This is a genomic window from Siphonobacter sp., assembly GCF_048595215.1.
Classification (GTDB): Bacteria; Bacteroidota; Bacteroidia; order Cytophagales; family Spirosomataceae; genus Siphonobacter.
The window spans coordinates 1-16033 of record NZ_JBMDWJ010000211.1 but is presented as its reverse complement, the minus strand read 5'-3'; the positions used below and the strand labels follow the sequence as shown (position 1 = coordinate 16033).

Sequence of the window (16033 nt, the reverse complement as noted above, 5' to 3'; positions counted from 1 at the left end):
TAGTCGGTGGCAACGGAGCCGCCTGGGGCCTGTTTGTGTACATGACGATTCTGAACACGGGCGTACTGGCTCTGGCCTACCAACGCAACTGGCTGTTGATGAACACGGCAGCGTTCAGTTTTACCTGGCTCATCTTCATCGCCTTTATCATCAACGGATTCGACCGGCCCGGTTACGTCTGGATCAGTCTGGTATTCGGATCTGTTTTCTTTTTACAACTCTACGCCAATCAGCTGATTTACCCCTTATTCCAGAAGGAGTACGTGAACAACCGTACCATTCTGCTGATGATTCTGAATTCCATTTTTTACTTTTTTCCGACCTACTTTATCCTTAATGAGCACCACTACCCTACGCTGACCATTACGGCATTTACCTTAGCCAACAGCCTGGTACACGGGGGAATTGCGTGGTATATGCATCAGCGAAATTTTGCTGTGCTCTCCCGTACTTCGCTGGCTTTAATGCTGGTTTTTCTAATCGTTGCCGTGCCTATTCAATTAGAAGGCGACTGGATTACGATCCTTTGGGCAGCGGGGGCGGCGGCTTTGTATTACCTGGGCGTTAATCGGTCTTCGCGGTTATTGCGGGTGTTCGGAATCGCCCTGATTTATCTGGCGGCGGGTTCCGTCTTCGTTTACTGGTACGATCCTGTGATCCAATCCCCCGACTATCTGCCCTATTTCAACCGGACCTTCCTGACTAATTTCCTGTATCTGGCGGCCCTGGTCTTCATGCTTTTTCAATCCTACCGAAGCGACCGGACGGGTCTTTTCCCCAACAGTTTACTGATTCTGCTGCTGGGAACGGCCTACTTTATTGGCTGGGCCGAATGGGAACGGTATTTCAATACCCAGGTGAATCGCTACGCTCCGCTTATTGAGAAAGTAGTGTTTCTGAGTTACTCGGCTCTGTATCTGGGGCTGGTTCACTGGAGTTTGTCCCGACGTTCGCTTGCGATCTGGAAAGCCTTTAGTCTGGGACTTTCGGGATTACTGTTTCTGTACATCGTTGCTGAGCATCCCATTCTGGAGCTGGTCAATCAGTACCTGAAAGTCCCCGCTACGCCGTTGTTCCTGCGTTTTCTGCTGTACGCTTCCCTGGCCGTGTGTACCTGGGGCCTGTACCGAATGATTCCCGAGCATACGCCCGGCTGGAAAAAGATTCGTAACGGTTTCCTGTACGTCATCCATGTCATTCCTCTATGGATTCTTAGTCAGGAATTAATGACGCATCTGATTTTGCTTGATCCCCTGCACGCCGAAGAACAACGCCTGCAAGCCACACAAGCCGGATTCAGCGTCCTTTGGGGCGTTTACTCGCTAGTACTGATTGTACTGGGCTTTACTCAAAAAGTAAAACGATACCGACTGTCCGGCATCGCTCTCTTTGGTATTGTACTCGGGAAACTGCTCATTTTTGATCTCAGTCGCGTACCCACGGGCGGGAAAATCATCATTTTCCTGAGCGTCGGGGTCTTGTTACTGGTTACGTCTTTCCTCTATCAGAAGTACAAGGATAAATTACTGGAAGACGATCAGCCCGTTCAGTAAGCTAGTCCGAAAACAAAAGATCCCGAAAGTCGTACGGCTTTCGGGATCTTTTGTTTTCGTTAGTAGTATTACGGTTTTACGGGAATATCCTGCGTTAACTGAAATTCGTCTTTCAATTGAATATCCTCCGAAGACGCTCCCACCTGTGCCGTAAATTTTCCTTTTTCGGCCACCCATTGCATCTGCTGATTGAGTAACATCAGGTCTTTGGCGTGCAGCTCGAATGTGAGCGTTTTTTCTTCACCCGCTTTCAGATGAATTCGCTCGAATTTTTTCAGCTGCTTGATCGGACCTACGACTGACGCTACCTGATCGGTCACGTACAACTGAGCGACCTCATCGCCATCACGATTGCTGGTGTTTTTCACCCGAAACGAAACCTTCACCGTTACGTCTTTCGAAGCGGGGGCTACTGCAATCGTCAGGCCGCTGTATTCAAAGGAAGAATAGCTAAGACCATACCCGAAAGGATACAGGGGTTTGGCGTCGCTTTCCACATAATCGTGTTTAACGGGCGTTTTGTAATTGTAGTAGACGGGCAGTTGACCCACCGATTTAGGGACGGAAATGGGCAGGCGACCCGCCGGGTTGTAATCGCCGAAGAGTACGTCGGCAATGGCGTTGCCCCCTTCCTGACCAGGATACCAAGCGTCGAGTACGGCGGGCACGTGAGCCGATATGTAATTCAGATTCAGCGGTCGACCCTTGATCAGTACCACTACGACGGGTTTGCCCGTTTTCAGTACCGCTTCCAGCAATTGTAACTGACGGCCCATTAAATCCAGACTGGCCCGGTCGTAACCCTCACCACTTTCCATATCGCTGATTGATACGTCGGAAGCTTTTACGTGAGCGGCTCCTGTATTCTGGTACTCCGTTTTGAAATCACGAGCACTCGATCCACCGATGACGACGACGGCCACTTCCGACTGACGAGCCGCTTCTACGGCCTCGGAAATTTGGGAAGAAGAAGTATCGCGGATGCTACATCCTTTAGCGTATCGAATCTGCGTGCTGGAACCGAGTTTATTCTGAAGACCTTTGAGCACCGTCACTACTGCTCCATCGGCTTGCGGAGCCGTATAATCGCCGAGCTGATTGTAAACGTTGTCGGCATTCGGCCCAATAACGGCAATACGCTTCAAGGACTTTTTCAGCGGTAAGAGCTGATTCTCATTTTTCAGCAGCACGATTGCCTGCTGAGCCACCCGACGGGCCAAATCAATGTGTTCGGCACTACGCACACCCGACGTTTTCTCCGGCTGAACGTAGGGATTTTCGAATAATCCCATCTCGAATTTCAGTCGCAGCACGTGGCTCACGGCGGTATCCAATACGGCTTTGCTTACTTTTCCTTCCTTCAGGGCCTGCAACAGCGATTTATCGAAGCCCGTACCGCTCAGATCGGCATCCAGCCCCGCGTTGATCGCCAAAGCCGCCGCTTCCACCCGGTTCGCTGCCATGTGGTGATTGGCTACGAGTCCCTGAATACTGTTCAGATCGGATACGGAAAACCCTTTAAAACCCCACTGCTGCCGTAAAATGGTTTTGAGTAAAAGCGGATTCGCCGTACAGGGAATCCCGTCAATGGAGTTGTAGGCCGTCATGATCGAGAGAGCACCGGCCTGTACCGCATCACGAAAGGGCGGCAGATACACCTGATGCAATTCTCGAACGCCCGGAGCAACGCTCCCGCCGTTGTGTCCACCTTCGGGTACGCCGTAGGCCGCAAAGTGTTTCAGCGTGGAAATGATGTTAGCTCCGCTTTTCAGATTGGTTCCCTGAAAACCTTTGACCATCGCCCGACCCATTTGGCCATTCAGTACAGGATCTTCACCGTAGGTTTCCTCCACGCGGGACCAGCGGGGTTCGCGGGCCAGATCCAGCACCGGACCGTATCCCACGTGAGCCCCCTGTAAACGAGCTTCCTGAGCAATGGCCGAGGCCATTTGTTGAATCAGGGCCGGATTCCAGGTACTACCCTGCCCGAGGGCCGTAGGAAATACCGTCGTTCCAATCGCCATATGACCGTGGGGACATTCTTCCGAGAGTAAAAGCGGAATGCCCAGTCGCGTATGTTCGATGACGTATTTCTGTAAAGCATTGGTCGCCTCGGCGGCCTGCTGGGGATTGAGACCCGTCGTTAGGGTTTTCTGCGTCCAAGGATCGGCCCGTAAGGTAGCCCAGAGCAAACCAATGTGCTGTTCGGCGACGGCTTTTTTGAACTGCTCGCTCACCTGTACTTCGTTGCCTTTCTTTTCGTACATGAACCAGCCCAGTGGCGTAGCCAGCTGCCCTACTTTTTCTTCGGGCGTCATGCGTTGGAGCAGGTCCTGCACCCGGCGATGCGTAGGCAGGGCGGGATTTTTATAAAGAGGCTTGGGATCAATGCTAGCCGTCAGCGAAACCAGTGCGAAACAGGCACCGGCGAGTAATAGAGGGGTACGTACCATGCGTTTCATTGCCGAATGTTACGCATAATTTGGTGAATCTGGGTTTGATCCGAAGTTAATTTGTAAAATTTTTTAATATCTGCAGTATCGGAAAGGTTCTTCTCGCTTTGGGAGGATCAACTACTCCTTCATAGCTTTTTTAATCGGGTTATAACCGCTAAAAATTTTCCCGAAAGCTTGAGTACTTTCGGGAAAAGCTAATGGATCAAAGTATGTACAGACCTGGTTAACGTGACCCGACTTGCCTTTTAAACACCGTATAAATTCTTTTCCAGAAAGGCATTCTGAAACTTCCCTTCCGGATCGTATTGCATCACCAAGTTCTTAAAATCAGGCAGTTTTTTATACAGCGACTGTAACCGCATGGGCGACATCGTAAAGAGCTTGGCCCAGTGCGGACGAGCCTGGAAAGGAGCTAGCTTTTCTTCAATAATGGGTAGTATCTTACTGACAGCAGGCCAGTCCTGCTTCCAGGTAAAGTGCAGGGCAACGCTATCCTGCTCGTAACAGGGACTCATCCAGAACGAATCGGCAGCGATGGTGCGTACTTCCGAAATCAGCAAGTGTGGCGTAATGAGATCCGCTAGCTGGAACATCGCCTGAATAGCCTGAACGCCTTTGTCGCGGGGAACGAAAAACTCCGACTGAAGTTCTTCGCCACTGCTAGGCGTAAAATTCATCTTAAAATGCGGCAGACGCTCATGCCAGGGGCCCGGTATTCCCTGTTGTTCGGTACAGTGTTCGGCGGAAATGGCTTCGATGGGATGCAGTTTTTTCGTAGCCAGGGTAGCTCCAAAAAGCGTATCCGAAATTTTCATCATCATCCCCTCTTCAACCCGTCGCTTGATCCAAACCTGATTGATATTCTGGTTTGCCCAGTTGGTGAATAAACTCACGCTGTACCCGGCGGACATGACTTCTTCAAAATGTTCCTTCAACTGAGCAAGCGGCATATTTCGGTATACATCCTGTCGAATCAAAAACGTGGGTTGTACCTGTAGCGTCAATTTCGTCACCACGCCCAACGCTCCCAGCCCTACTACGGCTCCGTAAAACGTCTCTTTGTCTTTTTCGGCCGAGAGCTGCACGGTTTCTCCCGCGGCAGTTAGCAGTTCCAGAGCTACTATTTCCGTGGAAAGATTCCCATTTTTTACACCCGATCCGTGCGTAGCCGTCGCACAGGCTCCGGCCACGGAAATGTGAGGTAAAGACGCCAAATTGTGCAAAGCGTACCCTTCTTTGTGGAGATATTCAGCCAGTTCGCCGTACCGTATTCCCGCCTCTACGGTTACCGTACGGGCTTCTTTATCGAGCGAAATTACTTTGTTCAGCTCTCTGAGTGAAACGATATGCTCCGTACTGTCCGCAATACGGTTGAAAGAATGTCGCGTACCTAAGGCCCTCAGGTGCTTCATCTCCTTGACCAGCTCCTTGAGTTGCTCAGTTGATTTTGGGTATTGAAAGTCCTGAGTACTATACTCGAAATTACGAGCCCAGTTAAATTCTTTGGTACTTAGCAACTCTTTAGCAGCATTACGGGTGTTTTTGCTTTCTTTACAACTGCTCATGGGAGGTAACAGGCTACCCGTCAGGACAACGGAAGAGAGTTTTAGGAAGGTACGTTTTTTCATAGGGTAGAGGGTTTAGTTACATCGGCCTTCAAGTAAGGAAATGGCTTTAGTAAAATCAATACTACCCCAAGGAAAAGAGGTCGCTCTTCGATAGAACGACCTCTTTTTAATAGTTAGCGAGAAGGTTTATAATAAGTCGTTGTCTTCCTCTTCGGTAATCAGTTCAGCGGCTTTCGGAGCATTCTTAGCTTTTACTTTTTCTTTATATTTCTTGACCTGCGTCTTCGCAATATCTAGTACGCGATCCGTCGCTTCTTCGAAGGTAGTACCGGTTTCCCGCACGAAAATCGAGTCGCCTGGTACATAGACCTTAATTTCCACAATTTTATTTTGAACCTTGCTCGACTCGCCTTTATCCAGCATCAGGTATACATCCGCACTCGTAATTCGATCATAGAACTGATCGAGTTTATTGAATTTGGTTTGCACGAAGTCGAGCAGTTTGCTATCTGCATCGAAATGGACTGTTTGCACTTGCAGTTTCATACGCACACTCGTTTTTAGGTTTGACCATAGTCGCTACCGTAAAAAAACCATTCTATCTATTCCTAAATTTTGGATAGAAAGTCCGTTAGCAAGGGTGAACCTAGTCAGGTCTGATCATAAAGTCAAGGATAAAGTGAAGAAAATTCCCCGCACTTTTCTATTCTCTTTTACGTTAAAAAGAGCACAGAAATCCATGAACTTGATACATAGACGCTTATTTCGCGGATACCTGCTCGTTTGGATCTGCTTATTCATTACGCCGACGGTATGGGCTCAACGAACACTTGTGCTTCGGCCCGAATCGATTCCGCAATTACCCAATCTGTATACGTTGCAGGACATTATTGACGAACGTCCTAATCAATCAGGCCTGGGTACCGTAGTGCTTCCCTCGGGTCAGACGACCCGCTTACAATTCACAGGGAATGTCTCGGCTACGTTACGTCAGTTACTGCGACAACCGCCCCGGAATGAGCGGGATTATCCCGTACGCGTGCGAGTCAAGCAATTATGGTTTGACGAAAAACCTTCCAGTCGCCTCATACGAGGCACCTTTCGGGTACAGCTGATCTTTGAGCGGGAAGTCGAGGATCGCTACATTACGCTGACCGAATGCCAGGCCGGAGCGGATTACAGTCGCTCACCCGGTATGGAGGGTAATTATGAAATTCAGCTCCGGCAAACCCTCGAACGCTGTTTTCGGGAATTTGGGAATTGGGTAAAGACCCATGAACAGAGTACTGAGAAGCTGGCCCGCCGGGTACAGATTCGTTTCAAGGAATACGTACCCAAGGGTCGTTTAGCCGATACCGTTTTCTATGATCCAGCCCGTAAGCTGACCTGGAATGATTTTCGCGGCCCCATCAGGCGGGTAAACCCACATACGGGAGCTATGATTTATACCAGCTTCGGCTACGAGGCGATGACGCACGTAGACAAAGGGACCGTATACATTGACATGACGGTCAAGGCGTTTATGCTACAGAATTCTTCCTGGACTTCAGAGCCAGCTACGAATAACTACGCCCTCGCCCACGAACAACTGCACTTCGACATCACGCATTTGATTACGGAACGTTTTAAGAAAGCTCTACTAGCTGAAGATTTGCCGCTGGAAGATTACGATAGTCGCATTCAATACATTTTTCTGGAATCGTTCCGGGAAATGAATCGCTATCAGGAGCAGTACGACGCCGAAACCCGGCACAGTATCAATCAACCCGAACAGGCCCGCTGGGCAGAAAAGGTGACGCGTGAGATTCGGGAATTGCGTCAGTAAGGTGACTAGTTGATAGTTGATAGTTGATAGTTGATAGTTGATAGTTGATAGTTGATAGTTGATAGTTGATAGTTGATAGTTTTACAAATTATATTTCTTTTCAACAAGTTAACTTATTCTTTTTCAGGCGTCCATGGGTGTCACTCATGGTTACTCACGTTGAACCCCTTCGAGGTTGATAGCCCACTAAGTCCGAAGGGGTTCAGTGTCATTGGGCTCGTATGTAATGTCAGGTACACGATTGAAACCCTGTACCCGTATACGCTTACGCTACACTCCCCCAAACCACCCGTAACACCTTCGAACGCAGACCAATGGTTTCGAAAAAGCGTAACCAGTACAGTTGTTGCGGAGACAGGTGATCCGTGGGGGATTTTACTTCAATAAAATCGTAACCGTTTTCGTCCCAGACGAATAAATCAGGAAAACCTCGGGTATGCTCGCGTACATTCGTTGCCATTTCGATCAGTAAGCGTTGTAGTAAATGAGTGGGAATCTTCTCAATAGCTGCCCGAATCAGGTTCAGCAATTCAGGAAACCAGACGACCAAGGGATTGACAATCCCGTACTTCTCCTCGAACATCCCTTCCAGAAACGTCAGCGTATCGGCCGTATTCTCTATTAATTCCAAACGTTCCATCAAAGCCGGACGGCGTTTTTCAAAAAACGTAGGTTTGTAAATATCCGAAGGTGACCGTTGCAGCGGATGATGAATGGCCGAACTGCCCGCATCGAAAATGATGTCCCAGAACAACAGACCAAAAAGTCCATCAAACAGAAAGTTTTCCGTATGGACGGCGTGTTTGCCCTGTTGGCGGAAGTGTTCGGCTACCCCCTCTTCCACGCGATACCGCCAGGTCAGATCAATGGTTACACTCTCGGATTTGAGTAACCATTCCGTCGTCGACTTTCGGGCTCTTTTCTTCTGCCCCTGGGCTGCCTGCTGATTCTGAAAATCGATGGCAAAAAATTGTTCTTCGGCATTATACGGATTGACCATTATTTCCTCCACCAGAGCCGTAGCGGCTTCCGTATCCTTCAGCTTCAGGAGTAAGCGAACCTGCCGTTCGCGGGAAGGCGGTACGTTCGTCAATCGAAAGAGCACCAGTGCTTCTTCCAGCTTTTTCTGCCGCTCCATGTATCCAGCGAGCTTCAAAATCAATCGATCAAGGGAGGGCTGGGCAATTTCGGCCAGCGGCGTATGATTTTCGTACCAGTCGAGAAACCAAATATTAATGGCCAGCGGATCGGTTTCGGCGGCTTTCATCAACTGAAAATCTTCTGCTGCCAGCGATACTTTCAGGCGATCTTCAACTTCCTGCCGAGTGGTGAAATGAGGCACAAATCGATCCTCATCAAAACGTTCAAAACGAAGATGTCCCAGATCCCGTACCACAAACTCACTCATATCAGCGTGTCGATTACCGAAAAAGAGGAACTTGAAAAGCATGGTTTGGGCTTCATAATTGACCTTAACGACGGGCTCGCTCGCTCCGATTAATACGCTTAAGTCATCGAAAGGAGCGGATTCCAGTAACCAGTCGCTGAGTTCTTCCTTCTTTAAACTGGCTTTGCCTTTGGTATCCAGCGTCAGTTGCTTGGCAAAACTGAGGACTTCCGTTTTGTTGAAAATGTCGAGTACCTCCCCCGCCCGATTCTGATGGTACACTGACAGCGGAGCCACAAACCCCTTGCGTTCCAGCTCGAGCAGGGCTTCGCCCCAGTATTCAATTTCCGGATAATTAAGCTTACGAACGCGGAAGAAAGCTACCCTTCGGTTGGTAAACCGAATAAACAGACACTGAGCATCTTCGCTGAGATGATCAAAGTCGTGCAGAAATTCCCGCTCGTCATCGGTAAGCAATTCCAGGTAAAAACGGCGAACGAATTCAATTAAATAGCGAAAGTACTCAAGGTAATATTTAGGAGGCAGTTCCAGGCGTTCGGACATAGCAAGAGCTTCGTGGCTTAGAACTAGGATAATGCTTTTTATGAAGAAAAAGTTTGATTTTCAGCCTGTGGATTGATTGGATCCAACATTACTGAAACGATCACTACCCCTGCGTTTCCTGCCGTAACTCCTCCAGACAATGCACGCACAGGCAGCTCCCGTCATACTCCATTACCGAAATGTCACGAATGTATTGCATCTCATTCGTCGTTAGAGCTACGTTCATGCAATCACATTTCAGACTGGCATTGAGTTTGCAGGTGAACAACCGTCCACAACGCGGGCAACCTTCAATGGCGTGTTTAGACATAGGGAGTTGGTAGTTTTCGGTTTACTGTTTTCAGTTTGAGGCGTTTGCGAACTTTAGTAACGCTCTGGTGAAAGCCCGCTTCCGGAACAGTAAAATTCTGCGTGTAGTTGCATACCCCTACTTATTCACTCCACTGAAAACAGTAAACCGGAAACTGTAAACTAATCCAGAATTCGCACCGGCTTCTTATCCGCATCAATGGCTACGAACGTAAACGTGCCGTGGATGGCGAGTTCGCGGCCTTCGGCGTACATGCTTTCGACAAAAATCTCTACGCTTACCCGCATACTCGTGTTTCCGACGTGTACGACATTGCCAATCAGCTCGACCAGCATTCCCGCCTGAATAGCCTGACGGAAATCAATGCGGTCGCTCGATACCGTCACCATCGGTTTTCTGGCCAGTCGTGTCGCCGTGATGAAGGCAATTTCATCCATCCACTGCATCGCCATACCCCCGTACAGCGTATCATAATGGTTGGTCGTATGCGGGAAAACAGCTTTAAATACGCGGGTCTCCGCCGCTTTGATTTTTTCTTCTAAAGACATGAGAAATACTAGTTTTCAGTCGTCAGTCTTCGGTTTTCAGTGGTAATACCTGGCTTTACTAAAGCTATCCAGGTATTACCACTGAAAACTGTAAACCGCAAACTGACAACGGTTATACCCTTATCGTCTGCTGGAGCTGCCGGGCGGCGGCTACCATGTTTCGTAAGGCCTGATCGGTTTCGGCCCAACGGCGGGTTTTCAGGCCGCAGTCGGGATTGACCCACAAGTTACGAGCCGGAATCGTACGAAGTGCTTTTTCCAGCAAATGTGCCATTTCTTCCACGCTCGGTACACGCGGCGAGTGTATGTCGTACACGCCGGGTCCGATCTCATTGGGGTACTGAAAGTCCGAGAATGCTTCCAGCAATTCCATCTGCGAACGGGAGGTTTCGATGGTAATCACGTCGGCATCCATCCGGGCGATGGCCTCCATGATGTCGTTGAATTCCGAGTAACACATGTGCGTGTGAATCTGCGTCTGGTCCGCTACCCCCGAAGCACTCAGCCGGAACGCGTCCACGGCCCAGGTCAGGTACGCCCCCCAGTCCGCCCGCCGCAGGGGCAATCCTTCGCGAATGGCGGGTTCGTCAATCTGAATGATCCGGATGCCCGCTTGTTCCAGTTCCTGTACCTCATCCCGAATCGCTAAGGCAATCTGGAAGGCCGTATCCTTACGTGGCTGATCATCCCGGACAAAGGACCATTGCATGATCGTGACCGGACCCGTCAACATTCCTTTCATGTATTTCTCGGTTTTCGATTGAGCGAAGGTCGTCCAGCGTACCGTCATGGCTTCGGGACGTTCTACGTCACCGTAGATAATCGGTGGCTTCACGCAACGACTGCCGTAACTCTGTACCCAGCCATTTTGAGTGAAGACGTAGCCCGTCAGTTGCTCACCGAAGTACTCTACCATGTCATTACGCTCGAACTCGCCGTGTACCAGCACGTCCAGTCCCACTTCCTCCTGCCAGCGAATGGATTTTTCGATTTCAGCTTCTACAAACGCTTCGTATTCAGCCTGGGTTACTTCGCCTTTCTTGTACTTCGCCCGCCATTGCCGTACCTCGTCGGTTTGGGGAAAGGAGCCAATGGTCGTCGTGGGAAAGAGCGGTAATTGCAGGCTTTCTCCCTGAATTTGTTGACGAATAGCAAAGGCACTATCCCGCTCAAAATCGTCCGATTGTACGGCCTGTACCCGCGTTTTAACGGGAGATTTGTGAATCAGCGAACTCGTCCGGCGACTTTCCAGAGCCGCCTGATTTTCCAGCAGTAATGCCTGAGCTTCTCCCTTGGCCAGACGTCCCAGCGTTACTACTTCACCGAGTTTCTGCTTGGCAAAGGCCATCCAGTTTTTAATTTCGGGCGTCAGTACCGCTTCGTTTTTCTCCGAATCCAGATCATACGGTACGTGCAGCAGGGAGCAGGACGGAGCAATCCAGACGCGATCTTTTCCCAGTACCTCCACCGCTCGCTGAATCAGGGTCAGCGATTGCGTGAAGTCATTTTTCCAGACGTTTCGTCCGTCTACTACGCCTAGCGAAAGGATTCGTTGCGAAGCGACAAAACTGGTATCGGCCAAGATGACTTCCAGTTGTTCGTTGCCGCGTACCAAATCCACGTGCAAAGCCGCTACGGGCAATTGTAGGGTCAGGGCCAGGTTGGGCTGTATGCTTTCAAAATACGTGGCCACCAGCAAGGATAGCTGAGGTACTGCCCGAGCTAGGTATTCGTAGGCCTGCTGAAAAGCGATTTGCTCATTTTCGGATAAGTCCAGCGTCAGGCAGGGCTCGTCGAGCTGTACCCAGGTCGTACCTCGGGTAGCCAGTTCGCGTAGTACGTCGGCGTACACGGGCAGCAGGCGTTCGAGCAGATCAATGCGATGGAAACCCGCTTCTTTTTCTTTGCCCAGTAACAGAAACGATACGGGGCCGAGCAACACGGGCTTCGTCAGAATACCCATTTGCTTGGCATCTTCAAAGTCGTGAATGACTTTATCGGAATACCGCTTAAACTGCTGATTTTTCAGAAACTCCGGTACGATGAAGTGGTAATTGGTATCAAACCATTTCGTCATCTCCATGGCTTTGATGTCCAGCCCATTCTGTTGAATACCCCGGGCCATGGCGAAGTAGATTTCCAGTTCGCGATTACTCTTGCCGTCAATCAGCGACTGGTATCGTTCGGGTACCGCCCCTACCATCAGGGCCGTATCCAGTACCTGATCGTAATACGAAAAGTCGTTGGAAGGAATCCACTGGATACCGGCTTCCTGTTGCGTTTGCCAGTTTTGCCGACGGACCTGCCGTCCGGCCCAGAGGAGTTCGTCTTTGGAGATTTTTCCGGCCCAGAATTGTTCGCTGGCCCATTTCAGTTCGCGTTTGCTGCCCACACGGGGGTAGCCCAGGTTGTGCGTAACCATGTTGTTTGTGTTAAAAAAGGGTTTAAAAAACGCCTCTGAAACACCCAACCCGCCAAAAAAGGTGAATTGTTACGAATGCGTAGGCATACGATCTCCGGCTCACGTTCGTCGCTGAACGTCAGAAAAAAGAATACACGTTTTCGAACCCGCTCTGAGCATCAGAACCGGGCGAAGAAACGCCTACAACATTTGTAAAATCAATGCGTGCATCAGGCCTTAGTCGTGAAGGCATGACCATTGAGAAAGTTGGCAAGTCTCCTGGCTTGTACCATGCTGGCCCCCCTTCTCATTCCTCGCGGAACAATGGGAAATTTGGGTAGCACGTGTTCCGCTGCGGCGAAACGGGTACTTACAGTAGCACGTCTGCTCGTGATTCACACACGATTCCTTTTTCATTCCTTAGGGAGCGAAGACCTCCCCACGAAACCAACCATCCGATTGACGGGCATTACAAAGAACGCCGCAAATATAGAGCATAGTTTTTTTAAATACGGAAGCAGAATCTTTTTTAGAAAAGACGTTACTCCACCTACTCATTCCTGCAGCGTATATCTTTTTAGCAAAATTTTAAGAGGTTTCGCTTAAAAACTCGTCAGGTTTAGGGAAGTTTGGCCGAATTTCTAAATTTGTTCCGTTCTTGACTAACGCTTCAGAACTTTGTTACCGCGTGGTCTTACCATTACTCATTTAAACTTCTGATTCTATCTGATGAAGACGCTGAACCAGTACAATTTCGCCGGAAAAAAGGCACTTGTCCGCGTAGATTTCAATGTCCCTTTGAATGACCGCTATGAAATTACTGACGATACCCGCATCAAAGCTACCATCCCCACGATTCAGAAAATTCTGAACGACGGTGGTTCGGTAATCCTGATGTCGCACCTGGGTCGTCCGAAAGACGGTCATACCGAAAAATATTCGCTCAAACACCTGGTTAATGCCCTGTCGCTGATTTTCAACCGTCCGGTAAAATTTGCCGATGACGCCATTGGTCAGCAGGCTGTAGATCAGGCCGCTAACTTGCAGCCCGGTGAAATCCTACTGCTGGAAAACCTTCGTTTCTACAAAGAAGAAGAAAAAGGAGACGTGGCTTTCGCCGAGAAACTGTCTCGCCTGGGTGATGTTTGGGTAAACGATGCTTTTGGTACGGCTCACCGGGCACACGCTTCAACGGCGGTAATCGGTCAGTTCTTTACTGACAAAGTAAGCGGTTACGTGATGCAGGCTGAGCTAGACAACGCTCAGCGTATTCTGGATAACGTAGAGCGTCCGTACACGGCCATCATGGGTGGAGCGAAAATCTCCGACAAAATTCTGGTGATCGAACGCCTGCTGGATAAAGTGGATACGCTGATTCTGGGTGGTGGGATGACCTACACCTTCACGAAAGCGTTGGGTGGACAAATCGGAAATTCCATCCACGAAGACGACAAAATGGAGCTGGCTCTGGAGCTGATCGAAAAAGCGAAAGAAAAAGGAGTCAATCTACTGATGCCGCTGGATACGGTGATTGCCGATAAGTTTTCCAACGACGCCACCAAAACGACGGTTCCTTCGGGTCAGATTCCCGAGGGCTGGGAAGGTCTGGACATTGGACACCAGTCGATCGTAGTATTCAAAGAAGCCATCCTGAATTCGAAAACGATTCTCTGGAATGGTCCGATGGGTGTATTCGAATTCCCGAATTTTGCTGTAGGTACCAACGCCATTGCGGAGTACGTAGTGACGGCAACGGAAGAAAACGGAGCCTTCTCACTCATCGGTGGTGGTGATTCCGCCTCTGCGGTAAACAATGCCGGTTACGGTGACCGCGTAAGCTACGTATCGACGGGTGGTGGAGCCCTGCTCGAATACATGGAAGGTAAAACGCTTCCCGGGGTAGCGGCTCTGGATTAATTTCCTGACAAAATGCCCAAACGATAAAGAGCCGACCCTACAGGATCGGCTCTTTATCGTTTATTCTTTCCTTACTCCGCCAGTTTAAATTTTTTGGCGAGAGCAAACACTTCTTTGAATGATTTCGTAGTCAGCTGTGCGTCTTCGAGGGCGTTGTGAAATTCGGCGTCTTCCCGTTCCAATCCAAAATAACCCGCAATGGCTTTCAGACTCAGTGACTTAGGTACGGGCTTGCCATTGGCTTTCAGTACTTCAAAAGTGAAATAGCCGAGCGTATGTAAATCCAGCAGTTTATTGGAATACGGCCATTTGATTTTCTCTTCCCGATAGGCGTACCGCAGGAAATTAATATCGTTGATGACGGATTGTCCGCTAATGATAACATCCCGCAGGTACTGGGAATTATCCAGCGTCTGGGTACGGCCCCGCAGGCGACCGAGCTTTTCCAGTATCCACTCTTCAAATTGTGGGATGACGTCGTAAATCATGGGAGCGTCGTCGAGATCGCTCAGACTAAGACCGTGAATTTTGGCTGAATATTCCGAGAAAGCTTCTTCATTTTCCGGATAGACATTCGACAGATACGTTCCCAGCTCATTCCAGTCATCATCGCACAAAACGGCTCCAATTTGTATGATTTCATTCCAGCCGGGTTCACCGCCAGTCATTTCCAGGTCTAAAACAAGATAAGGCATCGGTTCAAGTTGAGTAGAATTCAAAGATAAGGCAATAGCCCTATTATTCACCGGATTTCGATTCAGGAATCCAGAAAGCAGTCATTCTGGAAATTTTGTTCAAATGATTGCGTAGATTATTAGAATAGTACAAAAATATTCAAAACTCTTCAGGCAGTTTGTGCGTTAATTTTATAGAAGCCATTAAAGTACGACCGTTTGGTCACAGCCCGAAAAGTACCATGATCTATAAAACACTCATCAACCCCAAGAAACGAATCATTGAGCTTGAAAAAGCACTATTAGAAGAAATTGAGCTCAAAAAGACTACTTTTTTATACGCATTCCGGATTTTACTCGGAGCAGCCATTGCCTGGATGTTACTCGATTTACTGCACATCGAGAAAAAAGAATGGGCTCTCATTTCGGTAGCCATCGTCTCCGAGCCTGATTTTGGCGATTTACGTCGTAATACGATTTCCAGGATTATTAATACTATTAGCGGTTGTCTGATTGGTATTGTTTTTATCGTCCTGACGGGCGTTAATATCTTCTCGCTTTTCCTGGCTATTGCCGTCGCGATTTTTATAGGTACCCTCATCAAACGGTATCCTTCCAGCTGGAAACTAGCTCCTGCTACGGTGATTGCGGTGATGACACCCGCGATTTTTCAGCAAGCCTCCTGGCAGGATGCTCTTGAAATTGCCCTTCTCCGTACCTCAGAAGTAACCCTGGGCTGTATTGTCGCCTTTCTGGTCGGCTGGTTTTTCTCCGTGGTAAAGCGGAAGTTTAATTTCTAGGTTTCGGTTCCAGGGGTTGAAACTCCTGGT

The 16033-nt window shown here is 49.1% G+C and carries 12 protein-coding genes and 1 riboswitch; of the genes, 4 read left to right on the top strand and 8 right to left on the bottom strand.

Going from position 1 to position 16033, the window contains the following annotated elements:
• Nucleotides 1-1553 (top strand): DUF2339 domain-containing protein (locus tag ACOJTG_RS13010; RefSeq protein WP_420154215.1); only part of this gene is annotated, 1553 nt, incomplete at its 5' end.
• Between the two features lie 68 nt (nucleotides 1554-1621).
• Here ACOJTG_RS13010 and ACOJTG_RS13005 read toward each other — a convergent pair.
• From ACOJTG_RS13005 to hpf, 3 genes are all read right to left on the bottom strand, one after another.
• Nucleotides 1622-4006 (bottom strand): glycoside hydrolase family 3 N-terminal domain-containing protein, encoded by a 2385-nt coding sequence (locus ACOJTG_RS13005; protein ID WP_420154214.1) that lies wholly within the window; start codon nucleotides 4004-4006, stop codon nucleotides 1622-1624.
• 248 nt (nucleotides 4007-4254) lie between these two features.
• Nucleotides 4255-5637, bottom strand: coding sequence for an FAD-binding protein (locus ACOJTG_RS13000; protein WP_420154213.1), 1383 nt, complete (start codon nucleotides 5635-5637; stop codon nucleotides 4255-4257).
• A 126-nt stretch (nucleotides 5638-5763) separates the two neighbouring features.
• Nucleotides 5764-6123: a ribosome hibernation-promoting factor, HPF/YfiA family gene (gene hpf / locus ACOJTG_RS12995; RefSeq protein ID WP_420154212.1), complete on the bottom strand. Its 360-nt coding sequence runs from the start codon at nucleotides 6121-6123 to the stop codon at nucleotides 5764-5766.
• 193 nt (nucleotides 6124-6316) lie between these two features.
• Here hpf and ACOJTG_RS12990 point away from each other — a divergent pair, with 193 nt between their 5' ends.
• The gene (locus ACOJTG_RS12990) at nucleotides 6317-7402 is read left to right on the top strand and encodes a hypothetical protein (RefSeq protein ID WP_420154211.1); all 1086 of its coding nucleotides are present in this window, start codon (nucleotides 6317-6319) and stop codon (nucleotides 7400-7402) included.
• A gap of 265 nt (nucleotides 7403-7667) precedes the next feature.
• Here the strand turns inward: ACOJTG_RS12990 and ACOJTG_RS12985 are convergent, their stop codons facing one another.
• From ACOJTG_RS12985 to metE, 4 genes are all read right to left on the bottom strand, one after another.
• Nucleotides 7668-9353 carry a VRR-NUC domain-containing protein gene (locus ACOJTG_RS12985; protein ID WP_420154210.1) on the bottom strand — a complete coding sequence of 562 codons (1686 nt, stop codon included), beginning with the start codon at nucleotides 9351-9353 and terminating at the stop codon, nucleotides 7668-7670.
• A 103-nt stretch (nucleotides 9354-9456) separates the two neighbouring features.
• A complete protein-coding gene (locus tag ACOJTG_RS12980; protein ID WP_420154209.1) occupies nucleotides 9457-9663 on the bottom strand; it encodes a cysteine-rich CWC family protein in 207 nt (68 codons plus the stop codon).
• Between the two features lie 161 nt (nucleotides 9664-9824).
• Nucleotides 9825-10211: an acyl-CoA thioesterase gene (locus tag ACOJTG_RS12975; protein WP_420154208.1), complete on the bottom strand. Its 387-nt coding sequence runs from the start codon at nucleotides 10209-10211 to the stop codon at nucleotides 9825-9827.
• 112 nt (nucleotides 10212-10323) lie between these two features.
• Nucleotides 10324-12633 carry a 5-methyltetrahydropteroyltriglutamate--homocysteine S-methyltransferase gene (metE, locus tag ACOJTG_RS12970; protein WP_420154207.1) on the bottom strand — a complete coding sequence of 770 codons (2310 nt, stop codon included), beginning with the start codon at nucleotides 12631-12633 and terminating at the stop codon, nucleotides 10324-10326.
• A 230-nt stretch (nucleotides 12634-12863) separates the two neighbouring features.
• A riboswitch (cobalamin riboswitch) is annotated at nucleotides 12864-13079 on the bottom strand.
• Between the two features lie 262 nt (nucleotides 13080-13341).
• On the opposite strand from metE, the gene ACOJTG_RS12965 reads away from it, so the two are divergent.
• Nucleotides 13342-14529 (top strand): phosphoglycerate kinase, encoded by a 1188-nt coding sequence (locus ACOJTG_RS12965; RefSeq protein ID WP_420154206.1) that lies wholly within the window; start codon nucleotides 13342-13344, stop codon nucleotides 14527-14529.
• A 71-nt stretch (nucleotides 14530-14600) separates the two neighbouring features.
• On the opposite strand, the gene ACOJTG_RS12960 is transcribed toward ACOJTG_RS12965, so the two are convergent.
• Complete coding sequence (locus ACOJTG_RS12960; protein WP_094814680.1) at nucleotides 14601-15224, bottom strand: PolC-type DNA polymerase III; 624 nt, start codon at nucleotides 15222-15224, stop codon at nucleotides 14601-14603.
• A gap of 221 nt (nucleotides 15225-15445) precedes the next feature.
• Between ACOJTG_RS12960 and ACOJTG_RS12955 the strand changes: the two genes are divergently transcribed.
• Nucleotides 15446-16003: an FUSC family protein gene (locus tag ACOJTG_RS12955; protein WP_420154205.1), complete on the top strand. Its 558-nt coding sequence runs from the start codon at nucleotides 15446-15448 to the stop codon at nucleotides 16001-16003.
• Nucleotides 16004-16033 lie beyond the last annotated feature (30 nt).

Bases quoted from the DNA above. Each gene is read 5' to 3' on its own strand.
- ACOJTG_RS13005 (WP_420154214.1), bottom strand. From the start codon at position 4,006: ATGGTACGTACCCCTCTATTACTCGCCGGTGCCTGTTTCGCACTGGTT.
- ACOJTG_RS13000 (WP_420154213.1), bottom strand. From the start codon at position 5,637: ATGAAAAAACGTACCTTCCTAAAACTCTCTTCCGTTGTCCTGACGGGT.
- hpf (WP_420154212.1), bottom strand. From the start codon at position 6,123: ATGAAACTGCAAGTGCAAACAGTCCATTTCGATGCAGATAGCAAACTG.
- ACOJTG_RS12990 (WP_420154211.1), top strand. From the start codon at position 6,317: ATGAACTTGATACATAGACGCTTATTTCGCGGATACCTGCTCGTTTGG.
- ACOJTG_RS12985 (WP_420154210.1), bottom strand. From the start codon at position 9,353: ATGTCCGAACGCCTGGAACTGCCTCCTAAATATTACCTTGAGTACTTT.
- ACOJTG_RS12980 (WP_420154209.1), bottom strand. From the start codon at position 9,663: ATGTCTAAACACGCCATTGAAGGTTGCCCGCGTTGTGGACGGTTGTTC.
- ACOJTG_RS12975 (WP_420154208.1), bottom strand. From the start codon at position 10,211: ATGTCTTTAGAAGAAAAAATCAAAGCGGCGGAGACCCGCGTATTTAAA.
- metE (WP_420154207.1), bottom strand. From the start codon at position 12,633: ATGGTTACGCACAACCTGGGCTACCCCCGTGTGGGCAGCAAACGCGAA.
- ACOJTG_RS12965 (WP_420154206.1), top strand. From the start codon at position 13,342: ATGAAGACGCTGAACCAGTACAATTTCGCCGGAAAAAAGGCACTTGTC.
- ACOJTG_RS12960 (WP_094814680.1), bottom strand. From the start codon at position 15,224: ATGCCTTATCTTGTTTTAGACCTGGAAATGACTGGCGGTGAACCCGGC.
- ACOJTG_RS12955 (WP_420154205.1), top strand. From the start codon at position 15,446: ATGATCTATAAAACACTCATCAACCCCAAGAAACGAATCATTGAGCTT.